Origin of the sequence: Streptomyces sp. NPDC051976, from assembly GCF_040680795.1 — a bacterium.
Classification (GTDB): domain Bacteria; phylum Actinomycetota; class Actinomycetes; order Streptomycetales; family Streptomycetaceae; genus Actinacidiphila.
The window spans coordinates 120,793-137,291 of record NZ_JBFAXL010000010.1; the positions used below are offsets into that span (position 1 = coordinate 120,793).

Consider the following 16,499-nt stretch of genomic DNA (forward strand, 5'->3'; position numbering starts at 1 on the left):
TCCTGTTTCCCGGGTGAGTGGACGTGTGCGGCGAGGACGCGTTCACCATGAGTGCTCCTCGTCCACGGGGTCCTTCCAGGGACTCGGCCCTGCCCCCTCGGGGTCGGGCGCGAAACCGTCGTCGGCGTTCGGGCCGGAGCGGGCCGCTCCGGCCGGGTCCGCGGGCCCCACGGCGGACGAGTCCCGCGGGTACGGATCGAGCGGATCCCCGTACGTCCGCACGGACTCCACCGAACCCGAGCGCAGCGGAGTGAGGCGCAACTGCCCCGCGTAGCGGCCGGAGTAGGTCCATACGGCGCCGTCCTCGACGCTCTCGCCGTCGATCGCCCGGCCCTCCAACTGGGAGCGCAGGGCGGCCGGGGCGAAGCGGATCCACTCGACGGCGACGGGATCCCGGCTGAGCAGGGGGAGTTGCCGGGTGGACGCCAACTGGACCACCGGCTCCCGGTCCGCGTTCGGCCCGGCGACCTCGACGACCCGGTCAAGGCCCAGGCCGATCAGGCCCGCGGGGCCGCCCCGGGAACGCTTGGGATCGGCGAAGCGGGGCGCCGGGATGACGCCGTTGTGCAGCAGATGCCGCCGGGCGACGCCCATCAACTCCCTTACCCGCCGGGCCGCCTGGTGCTCAGCGCCGGCGGCGGCGTGGCCGCGCTTGACGGACTCCCAGTACGGCTCCAGAGCCCGTACGACCAGATCGGCGAAGTCGCCGCTGAGGGTGGCGACCAGATCCGGGCCGCCGTCCCCGTTCTCCCGGTCCATCCAGGGCGGGGTGAGCTCCTCCGGCGCGGCGGTGGAGCGCACCGGCGGTACGGGGCCGGCGGTACGGGGCATCCAGTCGGGGACATCGGGGCCGTCGTCGTCCTCTCCCGCCTCGGGGTCGGCGGTCGCCACGGGACCGGTGACGGGCGGCTCCTCGGCGTGGACTCCGGCGGCGGCCTCGGCGGTGACGGCGGCGCCGACGGTCCCCAGCACCACGGACACCGACCGGGCCGCTTCCGCGGAGCCGACCCGCTCGGGCTCCGCCCACCAGCGGCGGCGCACCGCCTGGTCAAGGACGTCGTCGAGGGCGCGCACGGCGGCCTGGAGTGCCGCCGCCCCGCTGTCCCTCCAGACCTGGCCGACGGCCCGGTTCCACTCGCGGACCACGGCGAGCCACGCCAGCAGCAGGCCCACGGGCAGCCCCACCGGGGCGGTCCAGGAGGGCAGCCCGAGTACGGTGCCCAGCGTGACGGCGAGCGCCCCGCCGAGCGTCGCCGAGGCCACCTGGGCCACCGCGTACCGCCCCTCGAACGCGCCGCGCACCCGGGGTGCGCCGGCCGGGAGATGACGCGAGACCAGCAGGGCCCCGAGCAGGGTGAGCAGCACCACACCGATCGCGCCGGCCGACCACGGGAGAACGCCCGCCCCGGCCAGCGCGCCGGCCAGGAACCCGAGCACGCGGGCACCGGCCGCGCCGCCCGGTTCCGGAGGCGTGCCGCCGCCTCCCGGCTGGAGGAGGCCGGGCGGGCAGACGCGGTCCGGCTCGTCGGCCAGTGCCTCGTCCTGGTACGGCATCATGCGCGCCGAGCAGTCCTCGAACCGGTCGGCGACGCCGCTGAGGGTGAGCCCCGCCCCGAACAGCCGCTCCGCCAGGGCCCGCAGGCCCTCGCCGGACTGCTCGGGAGTGACGCCCGACGGCCGCAACGTCACTCCCAGCTCCTTGAGCCGCAGCGCGGCCTCGGCCGGTTCGACGGCCCCGGCCGGGTGGGCGCCCAGTTCGGTGACCGCGCTCACCTGCCCCCGGTACGCGCTGAGGGCGGCCCTGGCCTCGTCCAGCGCGAGACCGAATTCGTACGATCCCTGGCCCGCGACCAGGCCGCCCGTGGTCTCCAGTTGGCGCTTGGCCTCGCCGGCGGCCCGCAGCGCGGCCACGCAGCGGGCGCGATCGTCCTCCAGCGGTCCGCCCCTGGTGTACGCGGCGGAGCCGTCCGCCGCGTGTGCGTCGGCGAGTCGGTCCAGCGGGTCCGGCAGGCCCGACGTGCTGTCAGAACCGCCCGGGCCGCCGCCTGACGGCTGTCCCACGAAGCGGGCCGCACCGCTCTCCCAGGCGCGGTCGCGGGCCGCCGCCGACAGGTCGTACTCCAGCAGGCGCGCGCCCGGCGCGGCCACCCCGTTGCATGTCGCGCTCAGCCGTTGCAGCACATGGTCGAACAGCTCCGGCACCTGCAGCAGCCCGGCCAGCGCGGTGAGCCCGCCGCCCGCCTTGGGGTCGCCCGCCCACAGCACCCCGACCGAGGTGGTCCTGAGCATGCCGGGCAGCCGTAACACGGAGGTGGCGTCCCCACCGGCCGCGCCGAGCCGCAGGTCGCCGGTCAGCAGGCACAGCAGGCTGATCCGGGGGGACCGCTGGTAGCGCAACAACCGTTCGTAGACCGGCTGGTGGCGTACCAGTCCCTCCGGCGTGTCCACCACCAGGAAGCGGTAGGCGCCGGGGGCGGTCACCCCGTGCGGCGCGAGCAGCGCCCCGACGGCGGCGGCGAGCCGCTCGTCGTCGTCGTACCGCTCGGCGTTCTCCAGCAGGCTGAGCCGGATCACCGGCTGCGGGGGTCCCTGGTCCTCGCTCATTCGGGATCACGCTCCCAGGAGTAGAAGTCGCCGCTCACCGCGCCGTTGCGCTGCCGGGTGCTCTCCGGCACGGCTGGGCGCGGCCGCTTCTCGGCCGGTTTCTCGTACGGATCCGACCGCTCGCCGGGTTTCTCGTGCGGCTGCTCGTCCGCCGCCGTGGACACCCGCTCCACTGCCGGCGCCGGAGTCTGCGCCGGCAGCGGCGACGTGCCGAAGTCCTCGTCAGCGGGCCGCTCGGCGACGGACGGCCCGTGGTCCGCCGTCGGCTCGGGCCGCCGCCGGCGGGGGCCGGCGCCGTCCCGGAAGGCGTCCAGGAGGTCGCGCAGGGTGACTTCGTACGCCTGCTGTTCGGCGTCGACGTCGAGCGCGGCGGGGAGGGTGTGGCTCCAGAAGCGGCGCAGCGGGCCCAGCCAGGCGGTGACCCGCGGGTCGTCGGACTCCTCGCGCTTGGCGAGCAGCCGCAGCTGCTGCGGCGCGACCTTCTCCACCAGGTGGGCGAAGAGCGCGTGCGGCTTGCTGCCGGGCCGGTCCACCCCGAGGGGGGTGATGTCCATCAGCACGTCGCAGTAGGTGTCCACGATGGTGCCTTCGTCGAGCAGGGCCCAGCGCTCGTAGGACTTGACCAGTCCGGCCCAGTTGGACAGGCCGTCCTGGTAGCCGTCCAGACTCAGCGTGATGCCGGGCTGGCCGGGCCGGGTGTCGGTGGTGAGCCAGACCCGGATCCGGTCGGGGGAGTCCTCGTCGCCCTCGACGACCTCGACCTGGCCGTTCCACATCGCGCACAGCAGCCGGTACAGGATGTGGGTGCGGTCGTCCTCGGTGCTGGCCAGCCAGCCGTCCTGGTAGCCCAGCCGCTGCCGCCAGTTGAGCATCGTGCCGTTCCGCCGCGCCGCCCGCGCCCAGCCGCGCAGCACATTGCGGGCCTCGGGAACCTCGGTGATGCTCATCTCGCTGCGGAACAGCACGACGGTGATCGACTCGGTCTCCACACCCCGGAACTCGATCAGCCGCTTGGTGTCCCTGGGCAGCGGCAGCACCGTGCGCAGATAGTCCTCGACCTCCTGCCGGTTGGGCACCTGCGGGTAGACGATGAGCACCTTCATCGGGCCGTTGCCCTCGGGGCTGAAACCGATCGGCAGCAGGCCCATGATCTTGTGCCCGAAGTCCGCGAGCGCGGCCTCTCCGATGCCCTCGGCCGCACCCCGGTCGCCCGAGGCGGCGGCCAGCAGCGACGCCATCGAGGGCAGCAGCGGACGCTCCTCCTCGTGCTTGAGCCGCTCCGCGAAGAGCGTCTTGACCCGCTTCTTCACCATGGACTTGACCGCGCCCACGGCGATCTCCGGCTTCTCTTTGCGTACCGCTTGCACGGCGGCCGTCCACTGGTCGGGGCCGACCAGCTTCAGCAGGAGGTTTCCCTCGTCGTCGTTCTCGTCCAGGCCGTGCCGGCTGGCGAGCCGGTCGGCCAGGTCCCCGTAGAACTCCCGCAGATCGCGCTGCGAGGGCAGCAGATAGGCGACGCCGGTACGGTCCTGGTAGAGCTCCTGGACGGCGCGCTTGTGCGTCTTCTTCTCTTCGTCGATGTGGTCGAGGAAGGCCGCGGTGAGCCGCTTGACCTCGCCTTCGAGGATCTTCGCCGAGCGCTCCCACGACGTGCGGTGGGCCGCCCACGCGGAGTGCCAGACCGCCTGGCAGCGCCACGCGTACCAGCGGTCCTGCTCGTCGACGGCCTGCTGCACCTCGGGGTCGCTCCAGTACAGCCGGCCCATCCTGCTGCCCCGGATCCGCGGGACCGACGGCGACTTGTCCCCTGCCCCGGCGGGCACGCCCGGGGGCTTGGACGGTGGCTGGCCGCGCCGCTGCAGTATGCCGAGCAGCCCCTGCTGGACGGCCGTGGCCGGGTCGAGCGGGTCGCCCAGCACGATCCTGCGCAGCTCGAACGGATTGGCCGTGGCCAGCATCTTGTCCATGGCCTGGAGCGGGGTGAAGGCGTGCACCAGGCCCGGCATCTGCCGGGCGACCTTCTTGCGCAGGTTCTCCAGCTGGGTCTCCAACTGCACGACGCGGTCCTGCAGTTCCCGCTCGATCGCGGCCCGGCCGTGCGGCCGCTCGCCCGGCTCGGCGGGGGCGTCGAACGGCCGGTGCCACAGGTCGGACAGCCCGCACAGGTCGAACATCTGCTCAAGCAGCGGCCGCAGTTCGCGCTCGGACCGGCGGCCCTCCTCGGCCAGCGCGTCCACGGCGACCGCCAGCATGCGCGCCGACATCACCTCGGCCAGTTCGTCCACCGGCACGGTCAGGGAGGCGACCAGGCTCGTCGAGACGCCCTTGTAGCCGATGCCCGACGGTGCGCGCTCGGTGCGCTGCTGGCCCCGGTTGAGGAAGCTGGAGGCGAAGGTCTGGTCGTTGCTGTCCCGGGCCACGCCGCCGTTGGCGGGAGCGTCGCCCAGTTCGGTGCCGATCAGCGACATCACCAGCGACACGATGGAGCGCCGCAGGTCGTCGGGGCGGATGCCGGCGGTACGGCTGAACAGGAAGCCGGTCGGCATCAGCCCGGGCCTCATACGGATCGGGCTCGCGTGGGGATAGTGGATCTGGAGCCCGCCGGTGTTCTCCTCGACGTCCCCCAGTTCGGCGCTGGAGACCGGACGGTTCTGCTCGTCCACCAGCCGGAACAGGTCCACCAGCGACCGGGCCGCGTTCAGCTCCGCCTCGGGGCCGCCGCCCGACTCGGCGCCGAACGCCGAGGGCATCACCACCAGCGGGTAGATCTTGACGCCCGGAAAGCCCTTCTGCTTGAACGCCTCCGCGATCAGGTGCAGATAGTCCAGGAAGATCCCCGCCCCGGTGCCGCCGGCCACCGAGAAGGACACGAACACATCGCAGCCGGTGATCTGGTTGCCGCCGAGCTGTGCCAGCGCGGGGCCGGACCGGGCGATCGCGTTGATCGCCTCGGTCAGCGGGCCCATCACCGCCATGAGGCTGTGCTGGAGGGTGCCGAACAGCGCCGCCCGGCCGATCGTCGGCAACTGGCCCGCGCCCTTGCTCAGCGGCACCACCCTGGGCTCGTTGCGCTCCGGCGGCAGCCAGGACTCCGTCTCCCGGCGGTACTTGGCCCGCAGCACCCGGTTGACCTCGGACGAGCTGTCGTCCGGGGGCAGCAGGTCATGGGTGACCCTCGCGGTCTTGCGGTAGGCGGTGCGCAGCGCCGGGTCGCTGACGCTGTTGAGCGGCAGCAGATCGAGCTCGGCCTGGCTGAAGTCCGCGTAGACGAACTGCAGGCACTCGGGCAACTGGTACGGCAGCTGCACGCCGATCCGGCTCAGCGCGGTGCCGTCGGGGCCGCACAGCTCCGCGCGGAGCCTGCGCTCCAGCTCGGAGCCGACCTGCCCGCCCGTGCCACCCAGGCCGACGAAGAGCATGGGCTGGAAGACTTTCATTGGTGTTCCCCCCTGTGTGGAGCGTCAGTTCGGTGATCGGCTGTCAGAGGAATGGATCGAAGTCGTCGTCGACAGCCGACGAAGCCGCCGATCCCGCTCCGGCGGGACGCGGCGCCGCGCCGCGCGGCCGGACCTGACCGCCGCGGCCCAGCAGGCGGTGCAGCGGCCCGCCGGGCTTGGGCGGGCGGCGGACTCCGCCCTCGGCGAGCGCGAGCAGCAGCTCGCGGCCCTGGCCGGTCTCCAGCGTGGCAGTGCGGCCCCGGGCGAGCGGACGTTCGCCCTCACCGGCGACGCGCAGCAGCACCCCCGCCCGGGGGTCGCGGCGGATCGCGTAGCCGCCGCCCGGTCCTGCGGCCAGCGTCGGGTGCTCACCGGCCTGGTCCACGACCTTGAACTCGAACCAGTTGCCCTTGCGCGCACGGCCCGCGGGCAGCGTGCTCAGCGGGGTGCCGTCGGGCAGGCTCAGCTCCAGCCGCAGACCGTGCGCCCCGCGGTTCCAGATCCGGATCCGCCAGGCCAGGACGGCCGCCGCGACCAGCAACAGCAGCGCGGTGGCGGCGAGCGCCAGCAGCTTGCCGTACTTGTCCATGAAGGTGGGCGTCGGTGTGACGGCGACCGACAGCTGGTCCTGGCGCAGCGGGCTGCCGCCCGCCGAGCTGTCGGTGACGGTGAGCGTGCCGCCGAGCCGGGTGCGGGCGGAGACGCCCGCGGCTGCGAAGTCGCCCTTGCCGGCGACCCTCAGCGTGATCGGGACGCTGCGGGACGCCCCCGCCGGGAGCGTGATCGAGGCCGGGGAGACGGTCAGCAGACGGCCGGCGGTGTTGCGTACGGAGACCAGCAGGGTGTGCGGCTGCCCGCTGTTGTTGCGCAGCTCCAGCGTGCCGTGGACGGCACCCCCGGGATGGGCGGCGGAACGGCCGAGGCTCAGCCGGGAGGAGACCGCGGGTGTGCCCAGCGAGACCTGACCGCCCTCGCTCCGGTCGGGGTCGGCCTGGAGCCCGATGGCGCTGAGCGTGGCGGTGGCCCGGATCGCGCCGTTCGCGGTGGCGGGGACGGCCGCGGTGCCGGTGAAGGCCCCGTCGCCCGCCTTGACGTCAGGGGACACGCCGTCGTCGGCGAGCTTGAGCGGCTGGTCGGCGAAGCCGCTGCCGGTGAGCGCGGCCTGGACCCGCATGCCCTTGAGGTCCTGCGGGTCGGTGATCGGGGTGTCCTTGCGGGTGAGGAGTTGGAGGGTGACCACGGCGGTGCTGCCGGGACGCGGGTTGGGCGGGTCCAGGGCGATGGAGGTGCGCAGCTCCCCGTGCCACAGCACGCTGACACTGGCGAGCTGGTCGCGGTGCCCGGAGGGCGCGTCGATGTGGACGGTCCAGTCGCCGGGCACCGGGTCGGTGAGCCGCAGGGACTCGACGGTCTCGCCCGTCCCCGCGAGGTCGTACGCGGAGCCGTCGAAGGTGCCGGAGACCGGCGCGCCGGGCTCGAGGACCTTGCCGTTGGGGTCGGTGTACGTCACCGTCACCGCGCTGTCGCCCTTGGACACCACGATCGCGCCGACCGTGGCCACCACGGAGATGTGCACGTGCTGGGTGGTGGGCGGGTAGGCCCCGCCGCCGTCCGTGCCCTCGCGGTGCAGGCAGTGGGCCGAGGCGAACGCCTTCTCCAGCGCCGCGCCCACGTCCGCCGAGCCGTGCACGTCCCGCGCGGTGGGCGCGGTGTCCGGGATGCCGGGGCACGACTGCTGGTAGCCGCCCTCGGCCATCTGCCGCAGCGTCGCCTCGTCCACGTCCGAGCCGAAGCCCAGCGGCCAGATCTGCACCTGGGCGGCCTTCGCCTCGGCCAGCGCCTCCTTCAGCTGGTGCTCGCCCTCGGCCTGGCGGTGGGCCGGGTCGCCGTACGCGCTGCTGTCGCTGACGTCGAGCTTGCCGTCGGTGAGCATGAACAGCACCCGGGGGGTGCCCGCGGCGGCGTCCTTCAGGCCGGCCACTCCCTGGCGGATGGCGGCGGGGAAGTCGGTGCCCGTGCCGGTACCCGCCGCGCGGATCTGGAGCTTGTCCGTGCAGGCGCCGACCTGGGAGCGGCCGATGGAGTCCAGCTTCAGTGGTGGGCAGAGCGTGTCCACGGCGTGCTGCGGTGGTCTGTCGGCGCTGGCGAAGCCGAAGACGTCGGCGGTGGAGGCGGCCGACACGTCGCCGAGCGCGATCCGCCCGGCGGCGTCGCGCTCCTGGAGCATGTCGTCGCCGCTCAGGCTTCTCGACTCGTCCACCGCGATCGCGAAGTCGATCGGGGCGATGGCGGCGGCGCCGCTGTGCTGTTCTGCCGGTGCGGCCGTCGCCCGGTCCGCGGTGCCGGCCGTGAGCAGCGCCAGCGCCAGCAGCGCGGCCGCCAAGGACTTCCTTTTCATGAGGTACCCCCCTCTGTGCCCCCCTGGGGGCTGAACAACGAAATTGACGAACCATCAGCCCGCAGCCGGGCCGGCCGGCCACGGCACCCCCGCCGTGGCCGGCCGTTCGGTGACGAAGCGGCCGGCGGTCCGGCTCGCTACCACTCGAACTTCTTCCGGCGCTCCTCGCGCGAGAGCCGTGACGTGGCGGAGGGCTGCGGCGCGTCGTCGTCCGGGTCGAAGGCGGGCTCGCTCCTCGGGGCCCAGCCGTCCGGCTCGAAGGACCGCGGCGGGGTGTCGGCGGGATCCGCCTCGTCCGGCCTGATCTGGCGGACCTCGACCCGCTCGGTCAGCTCGCGCCTCGGCTCCTCGGACGGCACACCGCCGCCGTTCAGCAGCATCCTGCGTACCTGGCGCTCGATGTCGGGGGACTGGATGACGCCGTCCGAGACCCACTGCATGACCCGGTCCAGCATCTCGGCCTGGTCACCGCGCTTCTCCTGACGCAGCGTCTCCAGGAACGCCCCGGCGTTGGCCTCGTCCTGCGCCAGCATGTAGTTGATCTGCTCGCCCTGGCCGCCGGCCATCATCATCCGGAAGAACTCCGTGCGCAGAGTGAGCAGTTCACTCTGGTGGCGTTCCTTCAGCCGGGCCGTCTCCTGCAGGACCTTGGCCTCGTGCTGCTCCCACCGCAGGTCGCGGTCCTTGTCGGCGTGCCGGACCGCCTTGGCGTCCACGGCGATGCGCACGAACACCTTGGTCTGGAGACCGAACTCGGACCCCAGATCCCGCCACTGGCCCGCCTCCAGCTCGGAGTTGACGGCCTGGTTGGCGCGCTGGGCGTCGTCCACGGCGTAGCGCTCCGAGACCTGGTGCAGCCGCTGCTTGATCTGCGGGCCGAGCACCTCGGCCACGTCCACCACCCGCTGGTCCACCACACGGAAGTTGTCGACCACCTCCCACTGCACGTCGACCTGGGACTGGAAGAACGAGGCCCCGCCGGCGGCAGGCAGTTCCAGCTCGAAGCTCGTGGTGTGCCGGCCGCGAGCCACCTCGATCACCGTGTAGGGCTTGGCGCCGAAGCGCTTGCCGAAGTGCTCGGTGCCCATCGCCGAGACCACGCTGTAGCCGCCGCTGCGGTAGAACAGCACCGAGGTCAGCTGCGATCCCGGGTGCCGGAACTCCCCGGCCGGGTCGTACTCGTGCTGGAACGGTCCCTTGAGCTGCTCGGGCAGCACCAGCTCCCGGCGTTCCGTGTTCATACTCGCTCCCCCTTCGCGGCCTGTTCGACCGTTCGCCAGATGCGTCGGGCCTGTTCGGTGGGGAGCGGGTCGTCCTCGTCCTCCACCATCCGGTTGATCAGCCAGCGCAGCTGGTCCCGGTCCTCGTCGTCGTCGACCAGCAGCGGCAGCAACTCGGCCAGGGCCGCGGACATCGCGGCGTCGTCCGCCTTCTCGGTCTCCGCGGCGCGGCGGATCCAGGTCTCCATCGAGACACTCACCGCGTCGCGGGAGCGCAGCACCCGCAGCGTGTGCCACAGCAGATCGGCGACGGGGACCAGCCGGCCCTCACGCGCCGCCGTCAAAGCCAGTGCCAGCGGCCATTTCTGATACTCCGCCAGATCCGGTGCGGCGTCGTCGTCCCAGATGTCGCCGACCTTGGTGGCGGCCAGGCGGGCCACGCTGAGAAGCCCCAGATCCTGGTCCTTGCGGTCCCGGCGGACGCCCCGAACCCACTGGGCGATCCTGCGCAGGACGTCCATGTCGTCGGAGCCGGCCGCCAGCAGGACGACGCTGTGCGAGACGACCGACAGGTGCTCGCCGTCGTCCCGGGTGGCGATCCTGGCCAGCATGTCCAGCGCCGAACCGACGGTCGCCGTGCAGTGCCCGTAGCCGAGCGCCACGGCCGCGGTCCACCGCAGGGGCGAGGAGTCGGAGCGCGCCCAGGCGCGTACCAGCGCGCGCACGCCGGCGCGGTGCGAGTCGTGGCGGGCCGCCTGGTCCAGCACGGTGGCCGCGAACATCCGGCGGCGGGCCCCCGAAGCGGTGGCCATGGGGCGGACGAGCTGCTCGTAGCCGTACTCGAAGTCATGGACGCACAGCTCTCCGGCCGCCACCGCCGCGCGGATCCGCACCTGCGGACGCGGGTCGTCGGCGAGCGAGCGCAGCCAGCGGACGAACGGGGAGCGCGCCGCGTGATGCCGCAGCCACACCTCCTCCAGTACGGCCGCGGGCAGTGCGCCGCCCCGGAAGCGCACACCGAGCACCGGCACCGGCACATCGGCCACCAGGACACGCCCCTCGGTGAGCGTCGCGCGCGAAAGGCCGAGCGCCACCGGCTCGTCGTCACAGAACAGGGCGCGGGCGGGGGAGCGTTCCGGCTCGCGGGTGACCGCCATCTCCCAGGCCAGCGACTGGGCGGTCTCGGCGACGATGCTGTGTGTCGAACCGTTGAACACCGACAGGGCGATACGGAAGGCCGCCGGGTACATCACCGCGGCGGCGGAGAGCGCGGCCGGGCTGCTGTCGCCGCCGGTCTCCCGGTCCAGCCCGGCGAACCAGTCGTACGCCTGCCGGGCCGCCAACTCCCCGCACCCGGCCAGGAGTTCCGCCCGCGTCAGCCGTCCGAGGGCATGCCCGGCCAGCAGGTCGGCCAGCGTCTCGGCCTCCGCCGGGCGCAACTCCTCCAGACCGACCGCCGCCTCCACCTCGGGGTCCCGGGCGAGCTCGGACGCCTGCCGGAGAACATCCCCCTCCTGCTGTCCGAGGTGCGCTTCGAGACGTGAGGCCAGCAGTTCCTCGGTGGGCGCGGCCGGGCAGAGCATGCCGTAGCGGCCGGACAGCAGCGTGGCGGTGGCGGTGCCCGAGGCGACGATGACGACGGCGTACGACTCACGGGTCCGCAGGGCGGCGGCGAGCGCGTCGAGATGCACCTCCGCCGGGAGCGCCGCGGCGTCGTGTCCCTCGGGGATCTCCAGGACGAAGCCGTGCCCGGTGCCCTGCTCCTTGAGGGTGTCGGCGGTCAGCTCGGACACGACGGTACGGGGGTCGAGCCGGGAGACCCGGGAGGCCGTGCCCGCCTCGTGTGCCGTGATCCGGTCGAGCAGTACGAGCGCGGTGCAGGTCCGGCCGCTGCCCGGGGCGGCGCCGAGCACCAGCAGCCGCCGGGTGCGCAGCGCCTGCTCCAGGTCGCCGAAGCCGGTCGGCTCCCGGTACACCTGGCGCAGCCGCTCCAGCTCCTCCTCGGGGACGCGGCCGCTGAAGACGGCGGTGGCCCGAAGCGCGTCGAGGCGGAGGTTGACGTCGCCGAAGTGCGCGGCGTGGAACTCCGGGCGGTGGAAGTTGTGCTGGTCGCGGCGGATGTCGAAGGTGGCCTTGGCCGAGCGGTGGGCCTGGGCCGCCGCCGCCGCGTCCGCGGCGTCCTCCTCGCCCTCTTCGCGGGGGTCGCTCCGCACCGCGCGGAACCGGTTCTCGGACCGCTCCCGCTCCTGCCGCTCCCGCTCGCGCTCCTCGGGATCGGCGCCGTCGTCCTTGGAGTCCTTGGAGTTGGAGTCCTTGGAGTCGCTCGACCCCTTGGCGTCCTTGGCGTCCTTGGCGTCGTGGGGATCCTTGGGACCGGGCGGGGAGTTCCGCGGCTCCGCGCCCTCCTTCGGAGCCGGCCGCTCCGGCGGGCCGGCCTTAGGTACATCCTCGTCGGCGGTGTCGCTCATCGGCCGGCCTCCCCGCGGTCGTCGCCGTGGGTGTCTCCGAAGTGCACCGGAGCGTGGTAGACGGGCCGAACATGGCGGTGCTGGTCGCGCCCGACGGTCACATGACCGGTGCGGTCATCGGTGTCGATGTCGGTGTCGCTGCCCTCGTCGGCCACGGTGCCGATGCCTTCGCCGCTGCCCTCGCCGGTGACATTGGCGGTGCCGTCGTCGGTAGCGGTGACGGTGCCGTCGTCGGTGACGGTGTCGGCCGTGTCCGCGGGCCGGTGGTCGGCGTCCTTCGTCCGGCCCGGCCCCGGGACGTGGAACCAGGCCGTGGCCTCGCCCTCCTTGAGCGGTAATCGTGCCGAGCGGTACGCCTCCGGGTGGATCCCCCAGCCGCCGGGGCTCACGATGTCCTCGTAGAGCCGGTCCGACACCACGCAGACCAGGTCGGCGTGCGCGGCGTCCAGGAGCCGCCGGGCCTCGTCGCTGTCGGCCAGCCGGCAGGCCAGGTCGACGGCCCTTCCGCTCACCCCGCGGGCGTCCTCGCGGACCGGGCCGACATGCATGCCGACCCGTAGTCCGAGCGGACGCGCCAGGCGCCGGTTGCCGGCCCGGAGGCCCTCGTGCACCTCCACCAGCCAGACCCCCAGCAGACCGGAGGGCGGCACACAAGCGGCGACAGTCGCCAGGATGCCGTCCCCCCGGTCCTCCATGTGGACATCGGCACCCGCCGCGCCGGCTTTGAGGAAAGCGGGTTCGACCACGTGGTAGAGCTGCTTGCGCAGCTCCGGTTTGTCGCCGTCGTCGTACTCGCCCGACCGCCGCGCGTCCACGCTGATCACCAGCTTGTACGTCGCGGGTGTGATGTCTTCGTCACTCATAGTCGTCCCCCCTGCGTGTGCCTCTGTGCCACTGCCAGTAGCTTCCCTGTGCGAAACCGGCCCGTCTGTGACCGTTTACATGCGGCGCGAGAGCGCCTTGTGGATGATGTGGTGCCGTGCGGGGGCGGGTGCCCGGCCCGCTATCCGTCCGCGGAGCCGGTATGTCCTGCGGCCAGCAGGCGCAGCAGCTCGGCGTCGACGATCTCCACCCGGCGTGTCCCGGTACGGACGATCTGCTGTTTCCTCAGCAGCCCGAGCGCCTTCGCGACCGCCTCGCGCGTCGCCCCCACGGCCGCGGCGAGGTCCTCCTGCGCCAGATCCACCCCGGGGAGACCCGAATCCGACGCCGACGGGCTGCCCTGGGCGAGTTCCAGCAGCCGGGCCGACAGCCGCTGGAGCACCGTCAGCGAGGCGAATGAGCGACGTTCCATGTCGGCGCTGCGCAAGCGCGATGACAACTGGCTCATCACCAACCCGCTGGCGTGCGGGTTCTCGATCAGAAAGCGACGGAACCGGTCACCCGGAACCAGCAACGTCTCGACCGCCCCCAGCGCGGTCACCGTCGCACTCCGCGGCCTGTTGTCCAGGGCCGCCATGTCCCCCAGCAACTCACCCGGCCCGCGCAGCCCCAAGGTCAGCCTCGCCGTGCCGCGTTGTGTCGCCGTCGACACAACTGTCCAGCCCTGCAGGATGACGAGCACATGTGTGCCGCGTTCACCCTCCTGCAGCAGATGGTCCCCGGGAGGGAACCTCCGCCTTCCTCCCAGCCCGGTGAGCGACTCCCGCTCGGCGGGTTTCAGGGCAGGAAGGAACGGCTGGTCATGTTCGAGTAACGCCATAACACCCCCCGCGTTTGCCCACCTTCGTCCGGTGGGGCGCACGCTTCGACGCGAACATTAGCCGTAACTTGCCACCGAGTTGGCGGATTTCTCGCTCTTGCCCGGCTGTCATGAATTTGTTATCAGAAGCGTTGGATCAACCGTTCGGTTCCTTTGTGTCCTGTCGCTCCCCCTGTCGCCACAACCCCACCCACCACACGGCCGGTGCGCGGATCAGGCGCCGACCGGGCAGGGACCCGGCACGGACAGTGAAGTGCGTCACACGGCTACGGGCGGCCGTGGCGGTCGTACGGGGCCGTGGCCGCCGCAACGGCCCACGCCTGTCGGGCGATCCGGGACCGTCCCCGCCGCGGCCCGGGTCGGAGCGCCGCGCCCGGTTCCCGGGGGCGACTTAGGTCACCCTTTCCTGATGCCGCGGGTGCCTGGTAGGGATGGAAGGGATCCGTCCGCGCGTGGGAAGTCGTGCCATGAACCAGGACAACGCCATAGGTCTCACCCCCTTCACGATCGACCTGACCGTCGAGGAAACCCGGCGACGGTCCGAGGTCATGGCCGCGCTCGGGCCCGACTGGGACCCGGTGGAAGTGCTGCGCGGCGAGGACGAGGCGTACGCGCTGCTCTACTCCGGTCTGGACGCCGAGCAGCAGCGGACCTACGACCTGCTCGTGGCGGCCGGTGTGCTGCCGGGGGAGGGGCCGGGCCGTGCGGCTTCCCATTGACCCCAAGGCGGACATCGCCCGCCGCGCCTGGGTGGACTGCCCCGCCTGCGACGACGCCCGCCACTGCGCGACCTGCGCCGACCGCCGCACCTGCCCTGACCACTGGCGCTACCTGCTCGCCAACAACGGCCCCGTCGTCCATCTCCAGTGCCCGCGGTGCACCCATCTGTGGTCGCTGAACACCCGGCCCGGAGTCACCGGCCGCGGCGACACGGGCCCCTGCGGCTGACGGGTCGAGCCGCCCCGCAGGCCCCGCCGGACGGCCGTTTCGTTCAAGACCGCCGGGGGCGGCGGCTGGCAGGGTCGTCGTATGAGCATCGATGTGGGTCGTGCGGGAGCGTTCCTGGCCTCGCACGCGCGCGTACTCGACCAGCGGCGCTTCCTGGCCCTCACCACGGGCGACGACGGGGCGCGCCAGGCGGTCGTCCAGGGGCTCGACGCCTACCGGAATCCTGACGGCGGCTACGGGTGGGGGCTCGAACCGGACCTCCGGGCGGCCGAGAGCCAGCCGGGAGCCGCGCTGCACGCGCTGGAGGCGCTGGCGGACGCCGGGCCGGTGAGGTCGCCGCACATGCCCGGGCTCCTCGACTGGCTGGACGCGGCGAGCCTGCCCGACGGCGGGCTGCCGTTCGCGCTGCCGATCGGTGACCCCGTGGCGTGCGCGCCGTTCTGGGCGCGGGCGGACCCGTCGCAGTCGTCGCTGCAGATCACGGCGGCGGTGGCGGCGCAGGCGCACCGGGCCGCACGTGAGGACGACCGGGTACGGAACCATCCGTGGCTGGCGAAGGTGACGGGCTACTGCTTCGAGGCGATCGGCCGGATCGACGAGACGCCCTTCGCCTATGTGCTCTCCTTCGCGCTCCGGTTCCTCGACGTCGCGGCCGACGACCACCCCGAGGCGCGGGCCCTGCTCGACCGGCTCGGACGGTTCGTCCCCAAGGACGGGGCGCTCGCCGTCGCCGGGGGCGCCGAGGGCGAGACGCTGCGGCTGCTCGACTACGCGCCCGAACCCGGGCGGCCGGTCCGCGGCCTGGTCGACCCGCGGGCGGTCTCGGACGACCTCGACCGCCTGGAACGCGGGCAGCGCGAGGACGGCGGATGGGCCGTCGACTTCACCAGCTACTCGCCCGCGGCCGCACTGGAGTGGCGTGGCTACAAGACGGTGGAGGCCGTCGCCGTGCTGCGCGCGAACGGACGCTGAGCCGAGCGCCGCGGGGCGCCCCCGGACCACGCCGGAGGACGCAGGTGAGAACCGATTAGAGTTGCCGGATGGCTATCGGTGCGAGCGAGGGGGGACGCGTCGGCGTGGGGGCGGTCACGGCGCCGGACGGCGTCACCCGCGTGCGCAAGCCGCGTGTGTCCACGAAGGGTGAGCAGACGCGCGGGCGGCTGGTCGCGGCGGCGCGGACACTGCTGGGCGGCGACGGGACGACGCCCTTCACCACCCGGAACGTGGCCGCGCTCGGCGGGGTCACGCACGGGATGTGCCACTACCACTTCGCGAACCGTACGGACCTGGTGATCGCGGTCATCGAGGACGTACGGGCGGAGTGGATCCTGCCGGTCGAGGAAGCCGTCGACGCGCCGGGCGGGTTCGCCGACCGGGCGGAACGGGTGATCGCCTTCCTGGGGCAGAGCGAGGGCCGGGAACTGGCGCGGCTGTTCTCGTCCGTGCACTGGATCGCGGTGACCGACGAGCGGGTCCGTACGGTCTGGGAGGCGGAGTACCGGCGGTGGCGGGCCGCGTTCGTGCGGCTGTTCCAGGTGCTCGCGGACGAACTCGGCAACGGTCTCGACCCGCGGCCGCTCGGTGACGCCGTGGCCGCCGCGGCCGACGGGCTGGCGGCGGTCAAGTCGCTGAACGCCGAGGTCGACGGCCGCGCGGTGGTGCGCACCCTGGTGCTCGGGCTCGCCACCGCCGCCGCCCACCCCTCCTCCCCGCGCTAGCCCC

At 73.2% G+C, this 16,499-nt stretch carries 11 protein-coding genes; 4 read left to right on the top strand and 7 right to left on the bottom strand.

All coding sequences use genetic code 11. The features are described from left to right. Positions 1-42: 42 nt before the first annotated feature. The 7 genes from AB0M29_RS13860 to AB0M29_RS13890 all read right to left on the bottom strand — a co-directional run bounded on the left by AB0M29_RS13860 (position 43) and on the right by AB0M29_RS13890 (position 13,829). Positions 43-2,604, bottom strand: coding sequence for a hypothetical protein (locus AB0M29_RS13860; RefSeq protein WP_365382459.1), 2,562 nt, complete (start codon positions 2,602-2,604; stop codon positions 43-45). Beyond that, positions 2,601-6,041 carry a tubulin-like doman-containing protein gene (locus AB0M29_RS13865; RefSeq protein ID WP_365382460.1) on the bottom strand — a complete coding sequence of 1,147 codons (3,441 nt, stop codon included), beginning with the start codon at positions 6,039-6,041 and terminating at the stop codon, positions 2,601-2,603. Before AB0M29_RS13865 ends, AB0M29_RS13860 begins: the two co-directional genes overlap by 4 nt. A gap of 43 nt (positions 6,042-6,084) precedes the next feature. After that, a complete protein-coding gene (locus tag AB0M29_RS13870; RefSeq protein WP_365382461.1) occupies positions 6,085-8,439 on the bottom strand; it encodes a choice-of-anchor X domain-containing protein in 2,355 nt (784 codons plus the stop codon). A 137-nt stretch (positions 8,440-8,576) separates the two neighbouring features. Next, complete coding sequence (locus tag AB0M29_RS13875; RefSeq protein ID WP_365382462.1) at positions 8,577-9,680, bottom strand: hypothetical protein; 1,104 nt, start codon at positions 9,678-9,680, stop codon at positions 8,577-8,579. Continuing rightward, the gene (locus tag AB0M29_RS13880) at positions 9,677-12,127 is read right to left on the bottom strand and encodes a hypothetical protein (protein ID WP_365382463.1); all 2,451 of its coding nucleotides are present in this window, start codon (positions 12,125-12,127) and stop codon (positions 9,677-9,679) included. The genes AB0M29_RS13875 and AB0M29_RS13880 overlap by 4 nt, the downstream gene beginning before the upstream one ends. Next, on the bottom strand, positions 12,124-12,990 hold the full coding sequence (locus AB0M29_RS13885) for a hypothetical protein (protein ID WP_365382464.1): 867 nt from the start codon (positions 12,988-12,990) through the stop codon (positions 12,124-12,126). The genes AB0M29_RS13880 and AB0M29_RS13885 overlap by 4 nt, the downstream gene beginning before the upstream one ends. Before the next feature lie 140 nt (positions 12,991-13,130). Beyond that, positions 13,131-13,829: a Crp/Fnr family transcriptional regulator gene (locus AB0M29_RS13890; RefSeq protein WP_365382465.1), complete on the bottom strand. Its 699-nt coding sequence runs from the start codon at positions 13,827-13,829 to the stop codon at positions 13,131-13,133. Between the two features lie 467 nt (positions 13,830-14,296). Between AB0M29_RS13890 and AB0M29_RS13895 the strand changes: the two genes are divergently transcribed. The 4 genes from AB0M29_RS13895 (at position 14,297) to AB0M29_RS13910 (ending at position 16,495) form a co-directional block, all read left to right on the top strand. Then, positions 14,297-14,548 carry a DUF6400 family protein gene (locus AB0M29_RS13895; RefSeq protein ID WP_365382466.1) on the top strand — a complete coding sequence of 84 codons (252 nt, stop codon included), beginning with the start codon at positions 14,297-14,299 and terminating at the stop codon, positions 14,546-14,548. Next, positions 14,532-14,777 carry a hypothetical protein gene (locus tag AB0M29_RS13900; protein WP_365382467.1) on the top strand — a complete coding sequence of 82 codons (246 nt, stop codon included), beginning with the start codon at positions 14,532-14,534 and terminating at the stop codon, positions 14,775-14,777. The genes AB0M29_RS13895 and AB0M29_RS13900 overlap by 17 nt, the downstream gene beginning before the upstream one ends. Positions 14,778-14,858: 81 nt before the next feature. Then, positions 14,859-15,749, top strand: coding sequence for a hypothetical protein (locus AB0M29_RS13905; RefSeq protein ID WP_365382468.1), 891 nt, complete (start codon positions 14,859-14,861; stop codon positions 15,747-15,749). A gap of 68 nt (positions 15,750-15,817) precedes the next feature. Beyond that, positions 15,818-16,495: a TetR/AcrR family transcriptional regulator gene (locus AB0M29_RS13910; protein WP_365382469.1), complete on the top strand. Its 678-nt coding sequence runs from the start codon at positions 15,818-15,820 to the stop codon at positions 16,493-16,495. The last annotated feature ends 4 nt before the right edge of the window (positions 16,496-16,499 follow it).